The 19,936-nt window shown below is 34.7% G+C and carries 16 protein-coding genes and 1 riboswitch; of the genes, 13 read left to right on the plus strand and 3 right to left on the minus strand.

Annotation, left to right across the window (positions count from 1 at the left end):
• The coding region (locus P9E47_RS10730; protein WP_326163408.1) for a S1 family peptidase at positions 1–275 on the plus strand (275 nt) is incomplete at its 5' end.
• A 216-nt stretch (positions 276–491) separates the two neighbouring features.
• On the opposite strand, the gene P9E47_RS10735 is transcribed toward P9E47_RS10730, so the two are convergent.
• Both P9E47_RS10735 and P9E47_RS10740 read right to left on the minus strand, forming a co-directional pair.
• Positions 492–1,715 (minus strand): Fic family protein, encoded by a 1,224-nt coding sequence (locus tag P9E47_RS10735; RefSeq protein ID WP_003329270.1) that lies wholly within the window; start codon positions 1,713–1,715, stop codon positions 492–494.
• 894 nt (positions 1,716–2,609) lie between these two features.
• Complete coding sequence (locus P9E47_RS10740) at positions 2,610–3,185, minus strand: Uma2 family endonuclease (RefSeq protein WP_003329268.1); 576 nt, start codon at positions 3,183–3,185, stop codon at positions 2,610–2,612.
• A 338-nt stretch (positions 3,186–3,523) separates the two neighbouring features.
• Here P9E47_RS10740 and P9E47_RS10745 point away from each other — a divergent pair, with 338 nt between their 5' ends.
• The 7 genes from P9E47_RS10745 (at position 3,524) to P9E47_RS10775 (ending at position 11,062) form a co-directional block, all read left to right on the plus strand.
• Positions 3,524–4,699 carry an SEC-C metal-binding domain-containing protein gene (locus P9E47_RS10745; RefSeq protein ID WP_003329267.1) on the plus strand — a complete coding sequence of 392 codons (1,176 nt, stop codon included), beginning with the start codon at positions 3,524–3,526 and terminating at the stop codon, positions 4,697–4,699.
• A gap of 25 nt (positions 4,700–4,724) precedes the next feature.
• Entirely contained in the window at positions 4,725–6,305 is a 1,581-nt protein-coding gene (locus P9E47_RS10750; RefSeq protein ID WP_326163411.1) for a YcdB/YcdC domain-containing protein, read from the plus strand.
• 34 nt (positions 6,306–6,339) lie between these two features.
• Complete coding sequence (locus P9E47_RS10755; RefSeq protein WP_326163413.1) at positions 6,340–7,434, plus strand: sensor histidine kinase; 1,095 nt, start codon at positions 6,340–6,342, stop codon at positions 7,432–7,434.
• 21 nt (positions 7,435–7,455) lie between these two features.
• Positions 7,456–8,118, plus strand: coding sequence for a response regulator transcription factor (locus tag P9E47_RS10760; protein WP_326163414.1), 663 nt, complete (start codon positions 7,456–7,458; stop codon positions 8,116–8,118).
• A 203-nt stretch (positions 8,119–8,321) separates the two neighbouring features.
• The gene (locus P9E47_RS10765; protein WP_003329262.1) at positions 8,322–9,050 is read left to right on the plus strand and encodes an AzlC family ABC transporter permease; all 729 of its coding nucleotides are present in this window, start codon (positions 8,322–8,324) and stop codon (positions 9,048–9,050) included.
• 16 nt (positions 9,051–9,066) lie between these two features.
• Positions 9,067–9,375 (plus strand): AzlD domain-containing protein, encoded by a 309-nt coding sequence (locus tag P9E47_RS10770; RefSeq protein WP_003329261.1) that lies wholly within the window; start codon positions 9,067–9,069, stop codon positions 9,373–9,375.
• A 235-nt stretch (positions 9,376–9,610) separates the two neighbouring features.
• Positions 9,611–11,062, plus strand: a complete 1,452-nt coding sequence (locus P9E47_RS10775) for a phospholipase D family protein (RefSeq protein ID WP_326163416.1) — start codon at positions 9,611–9,613, stop codon at positions 11,060–11,062.
• Between the two features lie 72 nt (positions 11,063–11,134).
• Here P9E47_RS10775 and P9E47_RS10780 read toward each other — a convergent pair whose 3' ends face one another.
• Positions 11,135–11,758 carry a DNA-3-methyladenine glycosylase gene (locus P9E47_RS10780; RefSeq protein ID WP_326163418.1) on the minus strand — a complete coding sequence of 208 codons (624 nt, stop codon included), beginning with the start codon at positions 11,756–11,758 and terminating at the stop codon, positions 11,135–11,137.
• A 194-nt stretch (positions 11,759–11,952) separates the two neighbouring features.
• Between P9E47_RS10780 and P9E47_RS10785 the strand changes: the two genes are divergently transcribed.
• From P9E47_RS10785 to P9E47_RS10805, 5 genes are all read left to right on the plus strand, one after another.
• Entirely contained in the window at positions 11,953–12,921 is a 969-nt protein-coding gene (locus tag P9E47_RS10785; protein ID WP_326163420.1) for an AAA family ATPase, read from the plus strand.
• 7 nt (positions 12,922–12,928) lie between these two features.
• Positions 12,929–14,104 carry a DUF58 domain-containing protein gene (locus P9E47_RS10790; protein ID WP_326163422.1) on the plus strand — a complete coding sequence of 392 codons (1,176 nt, stop codon included), beginning with the start codon at positions 12,929–12,931 and terminating at the stop codon, positions 14,102–14,104.
• Entirely contained in the window at positions 14,101–16,257 is a 2,157-nt protein-coding gene (locus tag P9E47_RS10795) for a transglutaminaseTgpA domain-containing protein (RefSeq protein ID WP_326163424.1), read from the plus strand. The genes P9E47_RS10790 and P9E47_RS10795 overlap by 4 nt, the downstream gene beginning before the upstream one ends.
• A 115-nt stretch (positions 16,258–16,372) precedes the next feature.
• Entirely contained in the window at positions 16,373–17,914 is a 1,542-nt protein-coding gene (gene guaA / locus P9E47_RS10800) for a glutamine-hydrolyzing GMP synthase (RefSeq protein ID WP_039956814.1), read from the plus strand.
• Positions 17,915–18,056: 142 nt separating this feature from the next.
• A riboswitch (purine riboswitch) is annotated at positions 18,057–18,158 on the plus strand.
• A gap of 156 nt (positions 18,159–18,314) precedes the next feature.
• Positions 18,315–19,640, plus strand: coding sequence for an NCS2 family permease (locus P9E47_RS10805; RefSeq protein ID WP_326163426.1), 1,326 nt, complete (start codon positions 18,315–18,317; stop codon positions 19,638–19,640).
• Positions 19,641–19,936 lie beyond the last annotated feature (296 nt).

Raw genomic sequence — 19,936 nt, forward strand, 5'->3', positions numbered from 1 at the left:
TGACAATGGGGTCCACTTTACAGGATCATATTTATGTGATTGGCAATCCACTATTTCATAATCAAATTGTTAATGAAGGCAATATCCTCCAAGGATCAGAGAAGAATGGTGTGATTAGGCTTTCAGCTCCCATTTACAAAGGGAATAGTGGAAGTCCTGTAATAAGTAGTGAGACGGGTAAAGTCATTGGCGTAGTATACGCAAAATCGATGACGGAAGATGTTGGATATGCAATTCCTATCGAACAAGTGCTTGAAAAACTTTCAAATAAATAAACTAATGACCGCAAACTACTATCTGCCTGATTTAAATGACAAGCGGTCAGCAGCTTGAGTACAGAGATGATTCGTCACCGAAATATTGAGTTTATCGTTTTCAAGTAGATGAAAATGGAATATCCTGATGATGATTGGCGTCATTATTTCGGTGAAACGTATTAAAGAACGAGAAAACCATCTTATGCCGTCACTACAGGGTGGTTCGCTTTTGTCCTATAAATTTAATTTTTCGTGTAGATCATCACTTATTGTTATTTCAATTGGATTTCTTTTTATATACTTTATATAACCTAGTTTATCTAACTCTTTAATTTCCTTACCAATCTTATATTCTGTGGTGTCTATTGCTTCGGATAATTCATGTTTTGAAATCCCAGTACCTTCAATAGCAAAAATGTCATGTTGTCCAGCAATGAATAATACGTCCCTTGAAAGTTCGTTGGGGAAGTCTAGATGTGAAATTAATTCGACTAATTGATCCATTTTGTTGGATTTATAAGATAAATCAGCTAATATATCACTTTGCGCATTATGGATAATTTCAAAAAATGTTTTACAAAAGTAAGTAAGTTCACCTTTGTTTTTAGGATCATTACTTACAGTAAATGCTTCATAATATATTGGTTTCATTTTATTAGTAGAGTAAGATAATGACATCGCTGTAAGTTTATCCAATTCATTGATTAAGTACATACTACTAATGTATCTGGAGGTTCTACCATTACCATCATAGAATGGATGTATATATCCAAAATAATAATGAGCTACAGCAATTTTGTAAAGCATTGGAGATGGGTGTTCATTTAGGTAATGAATTAAATTCTCTAGATGAGCTAGTATGGAAGACTCGGGATAAACACCTTTGTGGACTACCTTTTCCGCAGATGTCACTATATCAACAGAACCTTTTCTAAATAATTCTCCATCAAGTTTGTCATCTTTTTTAATTTCTGTTTCTACTAACTCATTATATATATTCCTAATTTGTTCAAGATTCTTTATTTCATCATTCTTTTCAGAAATCAAATTGAAGTAAGTTTTCATCAAACTATAGTGCCTGATCTTTTTCTTGGAATTGTCATTTTTTACAACAACTTCAATTACCGTTTTCATCTCTGCTTTTGTACTTCTTATCCCCTCAATTTCATTAGTACTAAGAAGTTCATCAATTAATTTTGATTTTATATATTGAGCAATTGCGATATCTGGCAATGAGTTTATTTTTTCTTGTATTAACTTACTTTGTTTTAAAACTTGGTCATGAAAGAAGTCTAACTCCGAATGGTTAACATAGAAACAAGAAAATTCTTGGTTAGATTTCAAGGGTTTGATATTAAACGGCAACCGAACAGTGCCATAGCTACTAATCCTTCTGGAGTATTCAAATTCGTATTTTTCAGGTTCTTTATAAAATAATTTAGATAATGACTCATACATTGATTTTCATCCTCCCCGTTACATTATATTTATGAAAATTCTGCTGTTTTTTATCTTATTCATTGATTTTATACATTATATCCATTAAAAATGGGGATGTATACATTTTTATATCATAATTTGGTTGATAAAAATAAAAAAAGGGCCGTTTTTTGACTTTGTGTCTTAATATTGATGATGGTAATTTATAAATTTGAAATTTTATTTGTAAAGATAATGTTAGAGTGATAAGAAAGTTCCTTTTATCCCTTTACTTGGTATAATTAGTGTGCTGAATATGGAAAAATCTCAATTGAATAATTCAGGTATAAATTTTTTTCTTACCACAGCCTTAATCTGTGGTATTTTTTATTTATGGTAAAATTTAGAGTGTAACATGTAGAGAACAATATTTTTAATATTGAAGGAGCTTAAAATGTCTATATTTGATTCATATTTGTATGTTGATTATGAAAATGTACAGGATTTGAAAGTAGATAAAATTAATAAGGCAACAAAAATTTTAAAGGAAAAAATTTTTTTATCTATTCTAAGGATACAGGATACGACCCACTCATTGGTTACTTAAAGAAAAGTGGAATCAAAGTAAAGAGAATAGTTAATTTTCAAGAATTAAGTCAGAAAAAACCAATAAAGATCGATGAAACTAGGATACAGATGGTGAAGGAAAGCTTAATAAAAATTGCTGTAAAAAATCGACCTAAAAAGAGAAGTAGCTTAATTGGATTTCTTGGTTCGCATAATAAAGGAATATCTAAGAAGGATATTGATAGTATTGTAGAACATCTATTGAAGAAAAAAATTATTTCTGAAGAGAATGGGGTGATAAAATATTCATTTTAATAAACGGGCAAAAACAATAAACGACAAGGAGTCAGCACGCTTGTCGTTTATTTAGTTTTTAAAAATAAGATTTAAGTCAATTTGAAAATCTTCTAATAAATGAACTTTTAAAATATCGTCCTTAAAATATACTCCATTACGGTGATATGCTCCGTTTTCCAAGAGATATACTTCAATCGTCTGGTTATAGGGATCAACAATCCAGTATTCCATTACACCAGCCTTTTCATAGCTATTGTATTTAATTAAACGATCATTTTTTGCTGTTGATGGTGATAGAATCTCAATCACCAAATCTGGAGCACCGATGATATTTTTCTCACCAATTTTATTTTCGTCACATACTACAATTAAATCCGGCTGCACCCAGTCCTTAATATCCTTTGTTTTTATTTCTTTATTAGCAAATAAGCAAACATCAATTGGAGCAGAAAAAGCCCTACAATCTTTATTACGTAGAAAAATCTTGAATTCTGCCGTTAATTCATCTGCAATATCTTGATGCAGTGGTGTTGGGGAAGGCGACATACTTATAATCATTCCGTCAATGACTTCGCAAAAAACATCATCATCCCATGATAAATAATCAGCGTATGAATAGCTTTTTGATTGTTGTGGAATTGACATATCCTCACCTCATTGTTTACTTACCTCTTATTATACCATTTTTTGGATGGGGATATCTACAAACATGGTACTTATCGTTTATTTGCCTTCATAAATCAGATTTGGTTAATTCTCTTCATGTCTAATTTCATTTTTATTTTTATCAAAAAGAATCTTTATATAATCACGTCTTGAATATAAGATTCGATAAATAGATACATAGACATCATCATTTTTATAAAAAACAATGTAACTCCCGCAAATCAAATACCTATAATCCGTTGGGATATCAACCTTGGACGATAATTTGGAAAAAAATACATAAAATGTAAATGATGGCTAGCAAGGAGTTGGAGCTGATGTTTTCAGTGATGGACTCTGTGCGAAAGGAGCATGAAATGGAAGGAAATAAAAATAAGGATCAAAAGAATAATTTCACAGGAATAGCGACATTAAAGGAAGGGCTGTCTGCATTAAAAGTCGCAGAACTTCAAGACATTCGGAAAAAACTGCAAATCAAAAATATTAGTTCGTTAAAAAAGGCAGAGTTAATTCAATATTTGGCAGAGGGAATCCCCTTACTTCTTAGAATTATTATCAGCCAATTCGATGAGAGGCGGTTATTTTTAATAAAAAGTATCATTGCAAATGATGGAGTTATTAGTGCAAAAAATATAGAGATAGAGGAGATGGAGTATTTCTATAAAACTGGTTTTATGTTTACTAGTTTTCAAAATGGAAATCCGGTCGTCATGGTTCCTTTGGAATTATTGCCTTCTCTAGAGGAGCTTGTTCAAGATGAGACGATACTTGTAGATGTTAAGCGAAATACGGAATGGATTAAGATCACTCGCGGTTTACTCTATTATTATGGAACAGTGCCGCATGACAAGTTAGTGGATTTAGTTGAAAAATATACACCTATTCGCCTTGATTTTCTTGCCTTTAATTATGTTATTTTTGATGCGATGGAATACTATCAGGAAATTTTTATAGATAGGTACGGCTATTCATACTGGGAAGTGATGGATCCTTTAGTTATTTTAGAGGAGCAGGCATCCAGGGGGAATATTGACTACTATTCTTTCTCAAGGAAACAACTCCTTGAAGCCGGTGAAACGAACTATGTCGAGCATCCAAAGGGCTATTCCCAACTATTATCGCTATTTACGAAGGAGTATCGAATGCCTCAAGAAGAGGCGGTGGCTCTTATCGAGGACTGTATTATCCATGTAAAAATGGGTATTCAACCTAGTCAGCTTCTTCAGCATTTACAGATGCAACTGACATTCGAAAGCTTAGAAGCTGTGCAAAGACTGATGGATGTCGTTGTAACGCTTATGAATAATACAAGACAATGGTATTTAAAGGGATATACATCAGAGGAATTATTCAAGCAGGAGAAAAATTCATTACTACCCTTGCCTAATAAAAAAGGGGAGGTTATAAGTCTCCAAACCCGTCAAAAGATTGGCAGAAACGATCCTTGTCCATGTGGAAGTGGGAAGAAATTTAAGAAATGCTGTGGGAATTGAAAATCTAAAGGGGGTATATATGTCAATGGACCTTAATAAACTGCGAATAATAGCGAAATCTATTGTTGCGATTCCGGAGCATTATCAACTTGTAATGGAGGATAGCATCCCTATTGGTGCTGAAAAGGAGCGTTGTTTCATCTGGGAGGACCCAGAGAATGATGATAACAAGATTGAAGTCTCTCTTGATTTACAAACAGGGCAACTTGTTAGGCTGGATATGGATTCGGAGAAAGTGAAAGGTATCGGATATGTTTGCGAAGCTGATGAAGCAAAAAAGGTTGCTGATTCCTTCCTTTTAAAACATAATCCAAATCATGCTTTGTATAAATGGGTCCATATCGAAAAAGGCCGAAATAATTACTATATCACTTATCAGGAGGAAGTTGGTGGACTGCCACTGTCTCATACTGGGTGTGAAGTAACGGTTAATGACAAACGGAATATTATTGAATATGATTTGAATGAAAACTTGTCCGGAGCTCCTAATAGACCATCATGGCCACCCTCTATCATTGCTATGGATACTATAAGAAGTAGAATAATAGACGGAATACGGATGCAGTTAACGATTGCTGCTTTGCATTCGTCTTTGTACGAGATCGAAGAAATGGGGAATGAATATCGTCTTGTTTACGAACCGATTTCGGAATTTCGCGTAATTGATGCTGTGACAGGCAAAGATTTATTTGGGTTTGAACATTATATCATGCCACCGAGCCACCCGATTGCTTCTAATGGAACAGGTCAGCATTGGGGGCAAACGAGTCAGACAAATGAATCGGAGCAAACTGTCACAATTGATTTGGATGATAGAAAGGTATTAGCTTTGGAAAAACAACTTGGAATTCACCCCGAACAATATGTTCAAGTGAAGTCAAAAGATGACGGTGAAAGAATACATATTTTGTATAAGCGAAAAGAAAAAGAAGAAGCAGAGGAATTAGAGCAAGACGCCCTTTCGGTAGATGCGTATATGAAAAGAAAATGGGGTAATCAGCTTAAAAATCTCGATAGCACATGTATGATTCAAATTGAGAAATCGACGGGCCGCTTAGTAGGATTCAATTGCTTTGATAGAACAAAAGAGGGCAAACCGATTTTAAGTAGACAACAATGTTGGCAGAAAGCAGAACTGTTCCTTTATCAGGTGTTTCCGGATTACTTTTCCTACCTTCAGCTTGAGGAAGATCAGATAGAACCAGATGAAGAGCCGCGCCTACGTGAATTTTTTTATCTGCCTGTTTTTATCGGTGGTATTCCTGTTAACCATGAGCGGATTATGATTAGTGTCAGTACTGTAACAGGTGAAATTTGTGCGTATATGGGTGTCTCTTATGAAATGATTCGTAAACTGGCACAACATAATTTTCAACCCGTTATTTCGGCTGAAGCGGCTTTTGAACGCTATGTTGATTACATGAAGATACAACTAAAGTGGTTCATTCATTATGATGAAGAGTCACCGGTTTACAAATTAGTATATGAGCCTTCAACTTCTAAAGACGATCCATCTGATGGTAGTGGGGATCCTCAGCAACGGTTATGTTATATCGATGCTTGTAGCGGGGAATTGATTTGGGACAAGAAAATGTCGTTGCTTTAAAACTAGAAAATTATTTCTAGGGGGTTTTAGTTTTATGGATTTGGAAATGGAAATTAATCTTCAATTAAATAATTTTAAAAACAATCTATCTAATAAAACTACGTTTCATTCAATAATCACCTTTTTTATGGAAGAAATAAAGAATCTATTGTCAATTAATGATTGCTATATGGTACAGTTTCATAAAGTACAAAAAATTTATTGTATTGAAAAATTTATTTCAAAAGATAGCCTTACTAATTTGTATACTTTAAGTCAAAATGAGATGGTTCCTGGCAATTGTATTGAATTCAATAACTGTATAAATTTTATACTTGGTAATAAGAAAGAGTTAACCTTCATTTTATGTTGCGAAATCAATAATGAAATTAATTCTTATCAAAGATTACTTTTAAATATGTATGGAAGTTTTATTAATTATAAGATAGAACAAATGTTTTTGTCTTTGTGTTTGATCGATGAATTAAAAATTTATAATCCCGAAAAAGACTATCCTTCTTGGATTACTCAGTTTCTTTTACACCTTGCAGAAAAAGAAAGAAATTCCTTAGCGCAAGAATTGCATGATACCATTTTACAAGAACAAATCTATTTAAATCATAAAATAGAACATATACTATCCAAAAATAGAGATAAAATGTTAGTAGATGATCTCGCGGAAGTTAAAGAATTAATTCGTGATAATATATATTATCTAAGGGATATGTGCAATGAAATTCGTTATCCCTTCTTAATTCAGGAAAGTATTCATCAGGCTATAGGTGGCATGTTCCAATGTACAGAGCTTCGTTCAAATATTAAGGTTCAGTATAGAGGTACAGATTTAACGTGTGAGTTATCAGAAGAATTAAAAATTAATATTTACAGAATTATTCAAGAACTTTTAAATAACGCTATTAAACATTCCGATGCAACAATGGTGAACATTGAGTTATTTGATGAAAACCAAAAACTTTTTTTAAATTATAGTGATAATGGTAAAGGAATGGATATGGTGGAAATTTCAAAAGATACAAGGAGTATGGGGATTTTTGGTATAAGGGCAAGGATAAAAAGTATGGATGGTTCCATTAAATTTGAAACATCCCCTGGAAATGGACTAAAAGTTTTTGGGATTATTCCAATATAGTAAGAGATTGGGTGTCTAATAATGATTGAAATTTTAATAGTTGATGATCATCTTGTTATTACTAAAGGTATAAAATACATGATACTGGAGAAAGAAACCGGTATAAATGTAGATATTGTATCCAGTCCTTTAGAAATTGATAAATTCTTAACAAAGAAATCTTATGATATTTTAATTACTGATCTTTATATGCCGGAAATGAATGGGATTGAATTAACGAAAAAGGTCCATAGAGAATACCCTCAAATAAAAGTTATTGTTTATACTGCATATGATATATATAAACATTTTAAACAAATAATGGATGCAGGTGGAGCTGGATTATTAAATAAAACGTGCTCAGAAGAACAATTAATTACTACAATTAAATGTGTTTATCGAGGGGAGATTATATTACCTTTAGACTTATGCCGAACATTGAGCGAAGGTAATATTCCAATATCCGAAAGCGAGAGTTTAAATGTAAGAAATATCGAATTAAGTGATGAGGAAATATCAATTTTGCAAGATATTGGTAAGGGCTTAACTAATGAAAATATAGCAAAAAAAATGTTTATGAGCCGTCGGACAATAGAATATAAATTAACAAAGTTATTCAAGAGGTTAAACGTAACTTCAAGAAATGAAGCATTAAATCAAGCCAAAATAATTGGTCTTATTGATGAAAAGAGTGATTTGACTTAAGTGTCAAGTCACTTTTTTTATATTTCAAATCAATTATAGGTGCTGAGTTAACCCCTAATTTTTAATGTGTATCCCACAAAAAATACTTTCGGTGTTTACAAGATGATTTTCGGTGAGAGTATAAAAGTTTGAATCTATAATTTTATTTAGTAAAAGCATTTTATTCTTAATTTTCATATAAAACAACTAAGGGGGATGACACGGTGGATAAAACATTAACAAATAATTTATATAACGTTAATGTTATAGCGTTTATAAGAGGGGTAAAAACAGCTATACCAATAGTTATTGGATTTATTCCGATATCATTTGCTTTTGGAATGTTAGCTATAGATTTTGGTTTATCCCTTTTTGAAACAGTGCTAATGTCTTTTGGAGTATTTGGTGGTGCTAGTCAATTAATGGCTGTAAACATGTTAATGCTGGGATCTGGAATGTTTGAAATTGTTTTAGCAACCTTTGTATTAAATTTTAGACATTTTATGATGGGTATGGCGATAGCAGATAAAATCAAACATGTTCCCTTGGTTTGGAAATTATTCTTTTCATTTGGCTTGACAGACGAAACATTTACAATGATAGCCTTTCATTCTAAAGAGAAAAGAGTAAATCAGTATTTTCTTATTGGTCTGATGTTAGCTGCTTTTTCATCTTGGGTAATTGGAACTTTTATAGGAGCTTTATTCACTAACTTGCTTCCCTCGTTCATTAGCAATGCTATGTCCATGGGACTATACGCGATGTTTATAGGACTCCTAATGCCCGCTATCCAATCCACAAAAAAAGGGGGGATTATTGTTTTAATAGCAATGATAGTCAATAGTATACTTTTGCAAATATTTTCTTCAGGGTGGTCGATTATTCTATCTACAATTATAGCTTCTACTTTCGGCCTTATTCCAGAAAAATATAAAGAAAAAGTAACAGCCTAGAAAGGATGAGAACTGAATGAATATATATTTGTTAATTATTTTGATGGCAATCGTTACTTACGTTCCAAGAGCATTACCTTCAATCATGGCAAATTATATGGTAATACCAAATTTAATAGACCGTTGGCTAAAGGGAATTCCGTTTGCGGTATTAGGTGCATTGATCTTTCCAGGAATTTTAAAAGTTGAACCTAACCAACCATTAGTTGGAATAGCTGGTGGAATTATAGCTGTTATACTGTCACTTTTAAAATTGAATTTAACTATTGTTTTAATTGGAACGGTGGTTTCAATAATTTTAATTAATCTAGCATTTACTATGTAAAAGGAGAACAGAGATAATGATCATAAAAAACATTATTGATTATGTTGGAAATACGCCAGCCAAATGCCAAATTATATGATTGAATTTATGATGAAAAAACTTTAAAACCATTATAAACAACAAGTGATAACCATTACATATTGCAAGAAACGCCCATTAATCATATTGTAAAGTTAAGAAATAATAATTAGTTCTAGAAGTTACAATAACGTAAAGGGTGGTTGCTCTGAAAAAAGTGAATTTTAAAAAGCGCTATTTGTTGTTGCTCCTGGTTTCCGTTGCTGTTTTGTTTTCGATTTACGGGTATAACAAAAGCGTACCAGTAGGCTTGTCTTTTGAAGGACAGGAACATACAACCTTTGATGTCGATTTTTTATACGATTTGACCTATTTGAAGGATGAAAAGAAAACGAGTGAACAAGTAATTTTCGAAAATATTTTAAAAACAATTCAAGAAGCGGAGCAATTTATCATCATCGATATGTTTTTATTCAATGATGCTTATGATGAAACAGAGCAATATCCGGGTTTAACGGAACAATTAACAACGGCCCTTGTTACGAAACAAATGGAAAATCCACAAATGGACATTACATTTATAACAGATGAAATGAATAGCTTTTATGGATCCTATTCTACAAAATATATAGATCAATTGCTTGCCAGTGGCGTAAATGTAGTTTATACAGATTTAAATAAATTACGAGATTCCAATCCGGCTTACTCAGGCTTTTATCGGGCTTTTATTAGTTGGATTGGAGATTTTGAGAAGGGCTGGCTGCCAAACCCTTTTAGTGAAGATTCACCGAAGGTAGAATTAAGATCGTATGCTAAGCTGCTGAATTTTAAAGCCAATCATCGTAAAGTTATTGCAACCGAAAAACAAGCGATCGTGACATCAGCCAATCCTCATGATGCCAGTGGCTATCACTCCAATATTGCCTTTGTAGTAAAAGGGAATATTACCCGGGATATTGTGAATTCAGAAAGTAGTGTAGCTGTTATGTCCGATGAACAGTATGAACCTCGTGCTATTGCTGTAATGGCAAGTTCAGAAATTGCTGACAATGATTCAGGGGCAACCAATCAAGGTGATAGTGTGAAAGCAAGCTTGATAACGGAAGGAAAAATAAAAAAACAGATCCTTCAGGTCCTTAATGAGACAGATAAAGGGGATGAAATTAAGCTCGGCATGTTTTATCTTTCGGATCGTGATGTTATCCAATCATTAATAGATGCAGCAAAAAGAGAAGTTTCCATTCAAATCATTCTAGATCCAAACAAAGATGCATTTGGGATGGAGAAAAACGGGATTCCAAATCGCCCTGTTGCCAGCGAATTATTAGAAAAAAGTAACGGTAAAATTAAGCTAAGATGGTACGACACACAAGGAGAACAATACCATACAAAATTACTTTTTGTAAAAATGGCGGAAGAGAGTGTTCTTATAGGCGGGTCATCCAATTTCACGAAGCGAAATATTGATGATTTTAATTTAGAGGCAGACGTGAAAATTACGGCTGATAATGATCACGAGATTGTGAAAGAGGTAGAAAGCTATTTTGCAAGAGTATGGGAAAACAAAGACGGTATATACACAGCAGATTATGAAAAGTACAGAGATGATTCGTCACTGAAACATTGGATTTATCGTTTTCAAGAGTGGAGCGGGTTGTCTACGTTCTGATGTTTGACGGAAAGTTTTATAAAAATTAAAAAAGACTATCTCCTATTTGGTATAGGGGTAGTCTTTTTTTACCTACTTTTTTAGCCGCTTCGACACATAAGGATTATCCTTAATCCAAAAGCGCCACGGATAATCTTTGGCCTCGCCTGTATTTTCAATTCCAATGCGTTTTCCTTGCTCAACCGCATAGGCGTCTGGAACGAAACCATCAGCAATCAGGAGAGGAGGCTCCATGAAAGAATGCCCATAGTCTTCCATCCCGATTCCCAGAGCTTTTGTGAGCTTCCCCGGACCATTTGTTAATTGGATCGAATGCTCCATTTGTCTTCTTGTTTTCATCAATTCAATCCCGTGATATGGTTCAATGGCACGAATAAGGATAGCTTCAGGTGCATCTATTTTTCCGCTAACAACATTCACTAAGCAGTGGGTATGCATTTGATATACATAAGCAAGCCCTGCCTCGTGATACATGATTTCCGTTCTTTTCGTTCTGCGGCCTCCATAGCTATGCGCGGCTCTGTCTCCGGGGCCAATATAAGCCTCTGTTTCAACAATGTATCCTGCAGCAACGCCTTCATCCGTATTTTTTACAAGCAAACAACCAAGCAGATTTCTAGCAAGTTCCAAAGTGGGTACTTCAAAAAAATCGTTATCTTTTGCTTTATAGTTTTGCAAAACCAGTTCACCATCCATTAATTTTCTACTACCCAATATATAGTAATAGCCAATATTTTCAAAACTACAATTTAAACAAACGTTTAATTAACATATTTTCCAGCAATTAGGCCGCTATTTATAAAGAAATCAGCAGCATTTTACGTTATAATTAGTATTTAATAGATAAGAAAATATAGTAACTCAAAACACTAAAACTAAAGGTGGATTTTATGAAAAATAAACATAAATATGAACAATTACATCCGGTGATTGAAAAAATTGCCCTAAATATAGAAAAAGTGATCATCGGCAAGCGCAAAGAGGTTACTCTATGTTTAGTCGCCCTATTGGCTCAGGGACATGTTCTATTAGAGGATGTACCGGGTGTTGGTAAAACGATGATGGTGAGATCATTGGCTAAATCTATCAACGCAACGTTTAAAAGAATTCAATTTACACCAGATTTAATGCCTTCAGATGTAACGGGGATTTCAATTTATAACCCAAAAGAGCTTAAGTTTGAATATCGTCCAGGACCGATTATGGGTAACATCGTTCTCGCAGATGAAATTAACCGAACGTCACCTAAAACACAGTCAGCTTTACTTGAAAGTTTAGAGGAAGGTCATATTACTGTGGATGGGGCAACGATGCCACTGCCGAAGCCTTTTATGGTATTAGCTACACAAAACCCGATTGAGTACGAAGGAACCTATCCACTTCCGGAAGCGCAACTCGATCGTTTTTTATTAAAAATGAAAATGGGCTACCCAACGCCAGCTGAAGAAATAAGAGTGTTGGAAAACGTGGCACATGCCCATCCAATTGATGAACTTTATCCTGTATTATCCATTGACGAACTACTCGATATCCAAAAAATAGTGAAGAAGGTTTTTGTGGATGAAACAATTAGGGCGTATATCGTTGAAATTTCTAATCGCACAAGAAATCATCCGTCTATCTACTTAGGTGTTAGTCCTCGGGGGTCGATAGCATTAATGAGGGCGGCTCAAGCCTATGCTTTTATTTGTGACAGAGATTACGTTATACCTGATGATGTGAAATATTTGACTCCGTTTGTATTCGGACACCGTATCATTTTAAACTCTGAATCGAGCTATAAACGTATTTCTACAGAAGAAATCCTAATAGACATTATTGATCACGTTCAGGTTCCTGTTCATAAGGAGTGGAGATGATAACCAAATGAAAGTCTTATCTAACCTGCTGAAAATATGGGGCAAAGTGCTACTTTTACTGGCAGGTGTTGGGATTTTATATGCCTATGCTATGTTTCAGGGGGGCTTTGTCAGTTGGTTTCTACTATATAGTTTTCTGCCTTTTATCATATTCTCCATTCTTTTTGCCTTATATCCAATCCAGCTTTGGAAAGTAGAGAGAATAATAGATGGTCACAAAATGTATGAAGCTGGAGACACGGTAAAGGTTCAAATTCAAATTACGAGAAAGTTTCCATTTCCTCTCTATTTTTTAATGATCACAGATACGTTTCGGATGGGACAAGGAGAAAAGAAGGTCATCCGCTTTCCTTTTTTTAAAAGAAGAATTCACTTCACGTATAATCTTGATGAATTACCGCGGGGGGAGCATTTCTTTGAAAATATTACCGCTACTTCAGCTGACTTTTTAGGTTTTATAAAAAAGGAACATAGCTTTAAAGTTGAAAGTAAGCTCATCGTATACCCGAAGCGGCAGCGCTTGAATCTATTTTTCTTAGAAAAGCATATCGGTGAAGGAGCACTTGCAAGAGGGTTGGATTATAAAAAAGAAATGTTTGTGCCAACTACCATTCGGGAGTACCAGAGAGGGGACCGGCTTTCTTGGATTAACTGGAAGGCTACTGCCCGAAAAAACACTTTGATCTCAAAAGAATTTGAAATCATGGAAGACCATCAATATGTAATTTGTATAGATCGCTATCATCTTATAAGCCATGACGCTTTTGAGAAGATCGTTCTTTATTCAGCTTCTATCGCCAATGAACTATATAAAGCGGGCCATCCGGTTACACTTATTTCAACCGGAGAGGGAGAAGACCGGAGTATTTTTTCAGCTAAAAAATCAGTAGAGTGGATGAACCAAGTCTTCTATCATTTTGCTATTGTTAAAAATGATTCACCAAGTATGCTTCATCAGGTGGTTGAAAAAGATAAAGCTGCACTACCTGAAAGAGGGACGATTATTTTTATTACGGATAACATGACCCCACACTTTCTTGAATGGATTAAGAGACTAGCCAATAATCAACGGAAAGTGGTCGTTGTGCTTTCAATGGCGGATGGCAGCGCTCAAAATTATAGTAATCAAGTACTCAATCAAAATATTATTATTAAAGCGATGGATGAGGTGAAAAGTGTATGACCAATCATCGCCGATTTAATTTATACAACATCGTGCTGTATCTATTAGGATTTATATTAATTTGGGAGTGGCTTCGGCCGTTGGAAGTGGTAACCGATACGGCAAACAGTGTTTATTTTGTTATCTTTACGGCCATCTGTTTTATATTATATTTTTTAAGACTTCCATTCTTGTTATCGATGCCGCTTCGATTTATTTTACTATTATATATTTTACATGACCTATTTTTTGAAGGATCGTTCTTAGGAATTAGTTGGCTATATAGCTTTTATGAAGATATAGTCATCAACACAGAGGCACTGTTCCATTCACAATGGTTTGAGATGTCAGATTTATATCGCAGCTTTTTATTTCTAATCCTATTGTGGGTTATGAGTTATTTAATCCATTATTGGCTCATTCATGCGAAAAGGATTTTTGGCTTCTATTTGTTAACAATTATTTATTTAGGTATTTTGGATACTTTTACAAAATATGATGCAGGTAATGCTATCGTTCGAACGATTATTATTGGCTTCATTATGCTTGGAACCTTGCAAATGTTACGATTAAGAGAAAAAGAAGAGGTGAAGATCCGTTCCTATTGGTTGGCCTCGTTATCGTTAATGGTAGCTCTGGCAATCGTAATTGGGTTACATGCTCCAAAAGCGGGTCCGCAATGGCCTGATCCTGTTCCTTTTCTTAAAAGTGCTGTCAAAGGCGAGTTGATTGGAAATTCTGTCAATAAAATTGGTTATGGTGTTGATGACTCCAAGCTTGGCGGTGCCTTTATTGACGATGATACAGCTGTTTTTACGGCAGAAGTAAAAAAGGCTCACTATTGGCGTGTTGAATCAAAGGATTATTATACGGGTAAAGGCTGGATTATAACGGAAAGCTATCCGAAGACATTTATTGATAAAAATAATATTGACTTAGGTATTTTTGAAAATGTAACGAAAGAAGAAAATATAAGTGAAAAAATAAAGGTAAAAGATATCGGTGACTATCCGCATATTGCCTATCCGTTAGATCTGCGCGCGATTAAAACCGATCAAAATGTGCAATTGTTGATGGAACGTTTTTCAGGTAAACTTTTTACTGAAAAAAATGGCGATGAGATTCAATTGGATTCATATGAATTTATTTATGATCATCCTCTTTTTTCGATAGAAGCGTTAAAGTTGGCTAATGGAGGGGACGATGCTTACATTAAAACGTTTTATACACAACTTCCGGAGGAACTGCCGACAAGGGTGAAAGATCTTGCAAAAGTGATTACAGAAAATAAAGCAACAAGGTATGAAAAGGCTAAAGCAATTGAATCTTATTTTGCAGCAAATGGTTTTACGTATGAAACAAAAAATGTAGCAGTTCCTGATGAGGATCAAGATTATGTTGACCAATTCTTATTCGAGTCAAAAAAAGGCTATTGTGATAACTTTTCAACATCAATGATCGTCCTTCTGCGTTCCCTGGATATTCCAGCAAGATGGGTAAAGGGCTATACGCAAGGGGATTTTATTAAGGTGCTTGATGACGATGCCAAGCTTTATGAAGTGAAAAATTCAAATGCCCACTCTTGGGTTGAAGTATACTTCCCGGGTATTGGTTGGGTACCATTCGAACCGACACAAGGATTTAGCAATATGAACGAGTTCACGGAAAATACAGTACCTACAGCTTCCCAGGTTGATCAGGCCGAAGATCCTCAAAATGAACAAAAAAAGAAGGAAGAAGAGAAGAAAAAGGAAAGCAAGGATAATAAAAGAAATAGTAGCTTCTCTTTAAATGATTTGAATATTCCTCTTAAAGAAATCGGTATTTTTGCAGCAGTGGCGGCGCTAATAGTAGGATTATTAGTAAAGTTTAAAACAAAATGGTATCCATATTGGATCGTAATGAATTATCGGATTCGTAAAAAGAAACTTGAAGAAAGAGAAGTCTTGGATACCCTCGTTTTGTTATTAGAAAATAAGGGTATGAAGATTCAAGGCGGAGAGACTCTTAGAGAGTATGCAGCAAAAGTAGATGAACATTTAGGAACGTCGGAGATGAAAAAGTTAGCAGAAATTTATGAGAAATATTTGTACTCCAATTTTGATATAAAGACTGAAGATTGGGATGTTATCTTAGAGTTGTGGGGAAAATTAATTAAGAAGATATTGCCTTGACCAACTGACTCGACGTTGGTATTATAAAAACGAATAATGCACGGGATTTTTCAAAGGAATGTTCGCTATTTTCTTGGAAATATAACAAAAGCCAATAGGAGTGAAAAAATTGGAGATTAGAGAACAAGTAAACGAAATGATTTTGGTTTTGGATTTTGGCAGTCAGTATAATCAGCTGATTACGAGAAGAATTCGTGAGTTTGGAGTATATAGTGAACTTCATGACCACGAAATTACAATTGCTGAGATTAAAAAAATAAATCCGAAAGGGATCATTTTATCTGGCGGACCAAATAGTGTTTACGGTGAAAACACATTTGATTGTGACAGTGAAATTTTCAACTTAGGAATTCCTGTGTTTGGGATTTGCTATGGAATGCAATTAATGACTCACAAGTTGGGCGGTAAAGTTGAAAAAGCTAGTCAACGTGAATACGGAAAAGCCACAATTAAAATCGAAAATCATTCAAAACTTTATAAAGATTTACCAGAAGAACAAGTGGTTTGGATGAGTCATGGTGATCTAGTTGTAAATACTCCAGAAGGCTTTGTTGTTGATGCAACTAATCCATCATGCCCAGTTGCAGCTATGAGTAATGAAGAGGCTGGATTTTATGGCGTTCAATTCCACCCAGAGGTACGTCATTCAGTGTACGGGAATGACATGCTGAAAAACTTTGTTTTCGAAATTTGTGGATGCCAAGGCAACTGGTCAATGGAAAACTTTATTGAAATGGAAATGCAGAAAATCCGTGAAACGGTAGGGGATAAGAAAGTATTATGCGCATTAAGCGGCGGTGTTGATTCCTCTGTAGTGGCAGTGTTAATTCATAAAGCTATTGGCGATCAATTAACATGTATGTTTGTTGACCATGGTTTACTTCGAAAAGGTGAAGCAGACAGCGTTATGAAAACATTCAGTGAAGGCTTTAATATGAATGTGATTAAAATTGATGCTAAAGACCGTTTCTTAGGAAAACTACAAGGTGTTTCAGACCCTGAGAAAAAACGTAAAATTATCGGTAACGAATTTATTTATGTATTTGATGATGAGTCAGCTAAGCTTGAAGGCATTGACTTTTTAGCGCAGGGCACTCTTTATACCGATATTATTGAAAGTGGTACAAAAACAGCCCAAACCATTAAATCTCACCATAATGTAGGCGGGCTGCCTGAGGATATGAAATTTACACTAATTGAGCCTTTGAACACTTTGTTTAAAGATGAAGTTAGAGCACTAGGAACTGAATTAGGTATTCCCGATGAAATCGTATGGAGACAGCCATTCCCAGGCCCTGGACTAGGGATCCGTGTCTTAGGTGAAATCACAGACGAAAAACTTGAGATTGTTCGTGAATCAGATGCAATCCTTCGCGAAGAAATTAAAAATGCTGGATTAGAACGAGATATCTGGCAATACTTTACGGTGCTTCCTGACATCCGCAGTGTAGGTGTAATGGGAGACGCGAGAACATACGATTATACAATCGGAATTCGTGCGGTTACATCCATTGACGGTATGACATCAGATTGGGCACGTATACCATGGGAAGTACTTGAGAAGATCTCTACAAGAATTGTAAACGAAGTAGCTCATATCAATCGTGTTGTCTATGATATTACAAGTAAGCCGCCAGCAACGATTGAGTGGGAATAAAAAGTCAGCTGAAATAGTAATAAACGGTTAATATAAGCACAAAAATTAAAATACGAATGTTTATCGTTTTTATTCGATGAATGTTCGTATTTTTTATTGACGACCGAATTATTACCTGTTAGAATATGATTGTAAGTTTTAGCAGAATAATGAAAAACAACGTCGTATAATGTCGGGAATATGGCCCGAAAGTTTCTACCAAGCTACCGGAAATAGCTTGACTACGAGGTTATATAGTAATAGGTATTTGTTCTTTCTATTTTTATACCTATTCTAGTATTCTTCGATAATAGTCAAGCTCCTAGTATTTCCGTACTAGGGGCTTTTTGTGTTTCAGTTCATCTGAACTTCCTAAAATCGAGGGATAAAAACTTTTTTTAATTCAAAAGGAGGATTTCGTATGAAGAAGTATTTCCAGTTTGAACGGCTTGGAACAAATTACAAAACAGAAATTATTGCCGGTTTAACAACGTTTTTATCAATGGCTTATATTTTGTTTGTAAACCCAAGTACATTGGCTCTCGATGGGGTAGCAGATTTTCCTGATGAGCTACGAATTAACAAGGATGCAGTGTTTGTGGCAACAGCATTAGCAGCGGCTTATGGATCAATATTTATGGGCGTCTACGCTAAATATCCATTGGCTCTTGCACCAGGTATGGGATTGAATGCATTTTTTGCTTATACAGTTGTATTAGGAATGGGAATTCCTTGGGAAACAGCATTAGCAGGGGTTTTTGTTTCTGGACTTATTTTTATTGTTTTATCAGTATCAGGTATCCGTGAGAAAATTATTAATGTTATTCCGAATGAATTAAAGCTTGCAGTTGGTGCCGGGATTGGTTTATTTATTTCGTTTATCGGTTTGAAAAATGCAGGGATTGTCGTTTCAAACCCGGCAACATTTGTGGCCCTTTCTGATTTAAAAGATCCAAATACATTGTTAGCTATATTTGGTTTGTTTGTTACAATCGTTTTAATGGTAAGAAAAGTAAATGCTGCGATTTTTATTGGAATGGTTATAACAGCAATTGCAGGAATGATTTTTAGCTTAATTGATATACCAGATAAAGTAGTGGGTGCTATACCAAGTATTGCGCCGACATTCGGTGCTGCATTGGCACATCTTGGAGACGTGTTTACACCGCAATTAATAGGTGTTATTCTAACATTTTTTATCGTGGACTTTTTTGATGCGACAGGTACGCTTGTAGCTGTTGCTAATCAAGCGGGACTTGTAAAAAATAATAAATTAGAGCGTGTTGGCAAAGCTTTAATGGCAGACGCCACTGCGGTTTCAGTGGGTGCAATATTAGGGACATCTTCAACAACTTCTTATGTTGAATCTACTGCTGGGGTTGCAGCGGGTGGACGATCTGGATTTACAGCCGTTGTTACAGGTATATGTTTCTTGTTAGCGTTATTCTTTGCACCACTCTTAGGAGTTGTAACGCCAGCAGTAACTGCACCAGCACTTATTATTGTTGGAGTATTAATGGCATCGTCAGTTGGAAGTATCGATTGGAAAGAATTCGAAATAGCAGTTCCTTCATTCTTTACATTAATAACAATGCCTTTAACTTATAGTATTGCAACTGGTATTGCAGTTGGTTTTATCTTCTATCCAATTACAATGATTGTTAAAGGTCGCGCTAAGGAAGTACATCCTATAATGTATGGTTTATTTTTTATCTTCCTTGCGTATTTCTTATTCTTAAGAGATTAGTTAAAAGTTTAGTTGATCATAAGGTACCCATGGATTTATCTTGGGTACCTTTCTTTTTGAAAAAATTAAGTTGACTTCAAAACTATTAACATGGTAATATATTAAAGTTCCTGTTCGGGATAAGAAAATTAATTTTGTAATAAAAAATAAATGTTGACTTCCACGAACGAACATGTTAAGATGAATCTTGTCGCTAAGACGAAATGATAATGATCTTTGAAAACTAAACAAAATGTCAAGCGTGCAAAATAAAGTTGAACATGATAGTTCAACATCAAGTCAGTATTAATTTTGAG

The sequence above is a fragment of the Schinkia azotoformans genome (genome assembly GCF_035811335.1).
GTDB lineage: Bacteria > Bacillota > Bacilli > Bacillales > Bacillaceae_J > Schinkia > Schinkia azotoformans.